This window comes from Bradyrhizobium sp. (genome assembly GCF_028868675.1).
Classification (GTDB): Bacteria; Pseudomonadota; Alphaproteobacteria; order Rhizobiales; family Xanthobacteraceae; genus Bradyrhizobium.
In genome coordinates this window covers 1-5,550 of sequence record NZ_JAGWUA010000258.1, presented here as the reverse complement: position 1 = coordinate 5,550, position 5,550 = coordinate 1, and the positions used below count along the sequence as shown (strand labels likewise).

6 protein-coding genes are annotated in these 5,550 nt (G+C 67.4%); 2 read left to right on the top strand and 4 right to left on the bottom strand.

Annotated elements, in window-relative coordinates:
• The coding region (locus tag KGM94_RS22985) for a peptidase U32 family protein (protein ID WP_300264418.1) at positions 1-875 on the bottom strand (875 nt) is incomplete at its 3' end.
• Positions 875-1,420, bottom strand: coding sequence for an SCP2 sterol-binding domain-containing protein (locus KGM94_RS22980; RefSeq protein ID WP_300264416.1), 546 nt, complete (start codon positions 1,418-1,420; stop codon positions 875-877). The genes KGM94_RS22985 and KGM94_RS22980, both read right to left, overlap by 1 nt.
• Positions 1,421-1,523: 103 nt before the next feature.
• Between KGM94_RS22980 and KGM94_RS22975 the strand changes: the two genes are divergently transcribed.
• Positions 1,524-3,044 (top strand): UbiD family decarboxylase, encoded by a 1,521-nt coding sequence (locus KGM94_RS22975; protein WP_300264414.1) that lies wholly within the window; start codon positions 1,524-1,526, stop codon positions 3,042-3,044.
• Complete coding sequence (locus KGM94_RS22970; RefSeq protein ID WP_300264412.1) at positions 3,041-3,619, top strand: UbiX family flavin prenyltransferase; 579 nt, start codon at positions 3,041-3,043, stop codon at positions 3,617-3,619. Before KGM94_RS22975 ends, KGM94_RS22970 begins: the two co-directional genes overlap by 4 nt.
• Before the next feature lie 198 nt (positions 3,620-3,817).
• Here the strand turns inward: KGM94_RS22970 and KGM94_RS22965 are convergent, their stop codons facing one another.
• Both KGM94_RS22965 and KGM94_RS22960 read right to left on the bottom strand, forming a co-directional pair.
• Entirely contained in the window at positions 3,818-4,960 is a 1,143-nt protein-coding gene (locus tag KGM94_RS22965; protein ID WP_300264410.1) for a hypothetical protein, read from the bottom strand.
• A 109-nt stretch (positions 4,961-5,069) separates the two neighbouring features.
• Positions 5,070-5,550 (bottom strand): CbiX/SirB N-terminal domain-containing protein (locus KGM94_RS22960; protein ID WP_300264408.1); only part of this gene is annotated, 481 nt, incomplete at its 5' end.

Here is a 5,550-nt window from a genome sequence, read left to right as displayed (position 1 = left end):
AGCGCGCCGCGGAAATGGCGCACCACGCTCTCGACATAGGCGCGGCCGCGCTGCCGTCCCTCGATCTTCAGCGCGGTGACCCCGGCGTCGCGCATGCCCTTCAGCAGCGTCGTCGCATCCAGGCTGACCGGGTCCTCGAAGATGTAGCCGGTGCCGTGCGCGGTCGAGAAACGTCCCTTGCACAGGGTCGGATAGCCGGCGGGCTCCTGCAGGGCAAAGCGGTTGATGGCGAAGCCGCCGAGCCGCGAGTTCGTGCCCTGCGCGGTCTGCTCATAGGCCACGTGGCTCGGCGGCGAGCAGACGCCCTGCATGTTCGGCGACTTGCCGGTCGCATAGGAGGACAGCGAGCAGCGCCCCTCTGCCATCACGCAGAGGCCGCCGAACACGAAGACCTCGGTCTCGCAGGCCGATTCGCGGGTGATCTCCGCAATCTCCGGCACGCTGAGCACGCGCGGCAGCACCACGCGCCGCGCGCCGAACGTCTCGACATAGAACGCGATGGCGTCGGGGTTGGCGGCAGCCGCCTGCACCGAGACGTGCAGGCGCTGGTTCGGATGCTTTCTCGCGGTGTAGTCCATCAGCCCGATGTCGGCGAGGATCAGCGCATCGGCGCCGGCGGCGACCGCGTCGTCCACGGCGCGATGCCAGATCTCGACCGCACCCGCGCGCGGAAAGGTGTTGATGGCGACGAGCACCTTGGCCTTGCGCTGGTGCGCGAGCGCGATCCCCTTGCGCAGCTCGTCGCGGCTGAAGTTCAGCCCCGGAAAATTGCGCGCATTGGTTTCGTCGTTGAATCCGCAATAGATCGCATCGGCGCCGGCGTCGATGGCGCTCTTCAGCGCAGCCGGCGTGCCGGCGGGACAGATCAATTCCATCATCTGAACTCTTCGCTTGCGCGCGACGACCCGATCACGCGGTCGCGCGCCGCGCCGAGCACGCGGCCCGCCGGCACGCCGAGCGGACCGAACAGCGCGGCGAACTCGCCGACGAGATCGAGCTGCGCGTCGTCGATCGCGTTGCGCAGCGCCAGCACCGCCTCGACGTCGCCCTCGATCACGAGATCGCGCGAGAACATCAGCGCATCGCCGTCGAGCCTGCCCTCGAGCAGGGCAAGCAGGTTGACCAGCGAGGCGGAGATGCGCGCATCGAGCGCGCTTGGCAATTCCCGGACCACGGAGAGGCGCGGCGGGGCGGCCTCGACCACGAAGCCGAACGGCAGGTCGGTCGGCTTGATGCCGAACCGCGCCTTGGCATGTTCGCCGAGCCGGTCGAAGATCGCGGGATGGCGCTTCACGATCCGCTGCAGGAAGCCGGAGAGGACGAGCTGCAGCGGCAGCAGCGGCAGGGGGCGCATCGCGAGCGCCAGAAGCGGCGGAACCGTCGGCAACGGGCCGGATGATGCGGCAGCAGGATGAGTCATGGCGCGCAATCTGGCCGGACTGCGCGCCGATGTATTTGAGCCGGAACAATGAAGACCGTGATCATCCCGGCTAGCTCTGGCCTTTTTCGGGGAGCCTCGAAGCTTGCAGCGTGATGTCCCGCGCTTCCACGAATTGTCGGACTTCCTGCGCTTCATCGAAGGCCGGGGACAGTTGCGACGGATTCGCGAGAAGGTCTCCGTCGTGCACGAGGTCACCGAGATCCATCGCCGCGTGCTCGGCGAGCATGGACCTGCACTATTGTTCGAGCAGCCGATCAAGGCCGACGGATCGGCCTCGGCCATGCCGCTCCTGACCAACCTGTTCGGCACGGTGGAGCGGATTGCGTGGGGCATGGGGATCGAGCCGGCGCGGCTGGACGAACTCGGCGCGCTGATGGCCGAACTGCGGTCGCCGCGTCCACCGCACAATCTGAAGGACGCCTGGGACAAGCTGCCGCTCGCCCGCGCCGCGCTGTCGACGCGACCGCGCACCCGATCGGCGGCCCCGGTCCAGGAGTGCGCCGCCAGGGGCGACGACGTCGACCTCGGCAGGCTGCCGGCACAGATCTGCTGGCCCGGCGAGCCGGCGCCGCTGATCACCTGGCCGCTGGTCATCACCGTGCCGCCGGAATCGGCCACCGCCGACCAGGAGGAGAACGTCGGCGTCTACCGCATGCAGGTGCTCGGCCGCGACCGCGCCATCATCCGCTGGCTCGCGCATCGCGGCGGCGCCCGCCATCACCAGCAATGGAAGGCGAAAGGGCGCGACATGCCGGTCGCGGTCGTGATCGGCGCCGATCCCGCCACCGTCCTCGCCGCGGTGCTGCCGCTGCCCGAAACGATCTCGGAGCTGCGCTTTGCCGGCATCCTGCGCGGCGAGCGGCCCGACCTGACGCCCTGCCTGACCGTGCCGCTCGCGATCCCCGCCGCCGCCGAGATCGTCATCGAGGGCTTCGTCTCGGCTACCGAGACCGCGCCCGAGGGGCCCTATGGCGATCACACCGGCTACTACAACTCGGTCGAGGAATTTCCGGTGCTGCGCGTCACCGCGATCACCAGCCGGCGCCAGCCGCTCTATCTCTCGACCTTCACCGGCCGCCCGCCGGACGAGCCTTCGCGGATCGGGGAGGCGCTGAACCAGCTGTTCGTACCGCTGATCCGGCAGCAATTCCCTGAAGTCGTCGATTGCTGGCTGCCGCCCGAGGCCTGCTCCTACCGGATCGCGGTCGCCTCGATCAAGAAGCGCTATCCCGGCCAGGCGCGGCGGCTGATGCTCGGGCTTTGGTCGATGCTGCCACAGTTCAGCTACACGAAGCTCTTGATCGTGGTCGACGATGACATCGACATCCGCGACTGGCGCGCGGTGATGTGGGCGGTCTCGACCCGCAGCGATTCCTCCCGCGATCTCGTGACGCTCACGGACACGCCGATCGACTACCTCGACTTCGCCTCGCCGAAATCCGGACTCGGCGGCAAGCTCGGCATCGACGCCACAACGAAGATCCCGCCGGAGACGGACCGCGCCTGGGGCGAGGTGCTGACCATGGATCCAGCCGTGGTCGCACGGGTCGACGCGCTGTGGCCGAGCCTCGGACTCGCGGGCGGCGCAGGGGCGCCCGCATGAGCGAGCGGCACAACGTCGTCGTCGGCATCAGCGGCGCCTCGGGAGCAGCGATCGGCGTGCGCATCGTCGAGCGGCTCGCCGAGAACCCGCGCTGCGCGGTACACCTCGTGGTCTCTCCGGCCGCGGAGCGAACGCTCGCCGAGGAGGTCGGCGCCGAGGCGCTGGCACGACTGCGCGCGCTTGCCGCCCGCACCTACGGCCATGCCGATATCGGCGCCGCGGTCGCCAGCGGCTCGTTTCCGGTCGCAGGCATGATCGTCGCGCCCTGCTCGATCCGCACGCTGTCAGCCGTCGCCTACGGCCAGCTCGATAATCTCCTGGTGCGTGCCGCCGACGTGCAGATCAAGGAGCGGCGGCGGCTGGTGCTCCTGGTGCGCGAAAGCCCGCTGCATCTCGGACATCTCCGGGCGATGACGCAGGCGGCCGAGATCGGCGCCATCATCGCCCCGCCGCTGCCGGCGTTCTACCTGAAGCCGCGCTCGCTCGACGATGTCGTCGAGCAGATCGCCTGCCGCGCGATCAACCTGCTCGACCTGCCCGGCGTGCGCGCGCCGGCGCAGGTGTGGGGCGGCTAGGACAAACGAGCGCAACCCTTCGCTGAACCATTGGCACTGACGCTTCCGCGTCGTCATTGCCGGGCCTGTCCCGCCTGCGGGGCCGAAGCCCCTTCGGCGTGGCGAAGGCCCGGCCATCCACGTTCTTCGCGTGGCAAGATAACGCCGTGGATGCCTGGGACAAGCCCGGGCAAGACGGATTCGTGCAAGTGACGCCGCTCAATCCTTCGGCTTGATCACCTCGTCGGCCATGAAGGCGGCAACGGCCCTGGAATATTCCTCCAGGCCCTCGAAGCTGAAATGCATGTCGCCCGGCCAGTAGAACTCCTCGGGCTTGGCTCCGAACCGCTGCTTCAGCGTCGCAGTGGCGTTGAAGAAGTGGAAGCCGTTGGCGACGCACATCTGTTGCACCGTGGAGCTGACCAGATTGTTCCAGACGTGGCCGTTGGCGTCCGGCTTCAGGTTCTCCAGATGCGGGTGGAAGATGAACACCACGCGGCTGCCGTCGCCGGTATAGGCCATGAGCACGTCGGCCAGCTCCTGCAGGTTCTGCCTGAACGTCGCGAGCGGCGCTGCATATTTCTGCTCGAGGTTGGCGTCCTGGTCCTTCGAATAGCCGAACAGGACGAGATCGTCGTTGCGGTACTGCTTGATCACCGCCGGCATGTGGACGAGCGACATCCAGGCCTTGGCGACGAACCGCATCAGATAGAGCGTGTGCTCGCGCGCCTCCATCAGGCCGACACTGCATTCGTGCCCGATCGGCGATACCTTGACGCCGACATTCTGCCCGCGCGCGTTGCGGACGATGAGATTTCGGTAGCGTGCGAAGTCGTCGTAGAGATCGGTCTCGTCGACGTCGACCACGATATAGTCGGGGCGCACGATCGGCAGCAGCTTCTTCGCCTGCGGAATGAAAATCGACGGCGAATAGGAGGTGTAGCCGGCGTTGTGGGACTTCAGGCAGATGCCCCGCTCGTCGCGAAAATACTTCGAGACATGGTGCGGCAGCGTGTTCTCGTCGTCATAGCCCTCCATGAAGGAATCGCCGAGAAACAGCACCGAGATCGGCTTCCGGCAGCCGGCCAGCAGCGCCCTGTCGTCCGTGATCCTGACGCCGTTGGCGTCATAGGACCGCTCGTAGGTGAAGCCGGTGAGGTCGCCATAGATGCACAGGTTCTGGTTCTTCGGCTCGGGCTTGTGATTGAGCTCGTTGGACTCCCAGTCCAGGTTCACGCTCGCCATTTCCAGATCGAAGATCGGGCCGAAATATTGCTGCAGCCGCAGCCCGATCTCGAAAATCGCGCCCCAGGTGACGAACAGCACCGCTCCCCGTCCGAGAAGGCGCAAAAACCGCGTCATCAATATCTCCGAAAGGAATTCCGAGCGGGTCGGCCGCAAGCATCAACGGATCGCGCGACAATGGCTCTTTTTAGATGGGCGAATCCCGTTCGCCAAGGTAGCCGGCGCGTCAGACCGCCTGCCGCGCCGCAACCGCCCGCGCCACCAGCTCGGCGATCCCCGGGGCGGCGCCCATGATGCCGGCGAACACAATGTCGTTACGGTGGAGCTGCGCGACGAGTCTTGGCGCGTCTCTTGCCCCATGCAGGCCTTCGCCGGAGAACATCCCGACCACGACGGCCGGTCCCTTGACCGATGCGGCGACGTCACCGAGCGACGGCAGCTCTTCGAGAAATGCAGGCTCCACCTTGCGGAAGATCGCGCGCTGCTCGATGGCGCGAGCCATCTGCTCGGTGGACTGGCGGGAGGCCGGATTGCGCTGCGAGCCGTGCGCCAGCAGGATCACGATACAGGCCTCCGGCGCAAAGCCGTGAACTCGGGCGGCATCGCTGGCTTGTTGCAGCACCACATCGGGCAGGCCCGGGTCGAGCCCGAGCGGCGTCAGCATCTCGACCTCGCGACCGGCGCGGCCGGCCTCGTCGAGGATCTGC

Bases quoted from the DNA above. Each gene is read 5' to 3' on its own strand.
- KGM94_RS22965 (WP_300264410.1), bottom strand. From the start codon at position 4,960: ATGACGCGGTTTTTGCGCCTTCTCGGACGGGGAGCGGTGCTGTTCGTC.
- KGM94_RS22980 (WP_300264416.1), bottom strand. From the start codon at position 1,420: ATGACTCATCCTGCTGCCGCATCATCCGGCCCGTTGCCGACGGTTCCG.
- KGM94_RS22970 (WP_300264412.1), top strand. From the start codon at position 3,041: ATGAGCGAGCGGCACAACGTCGTCGTCGGCATCAGCGGCGCCTCGGGA.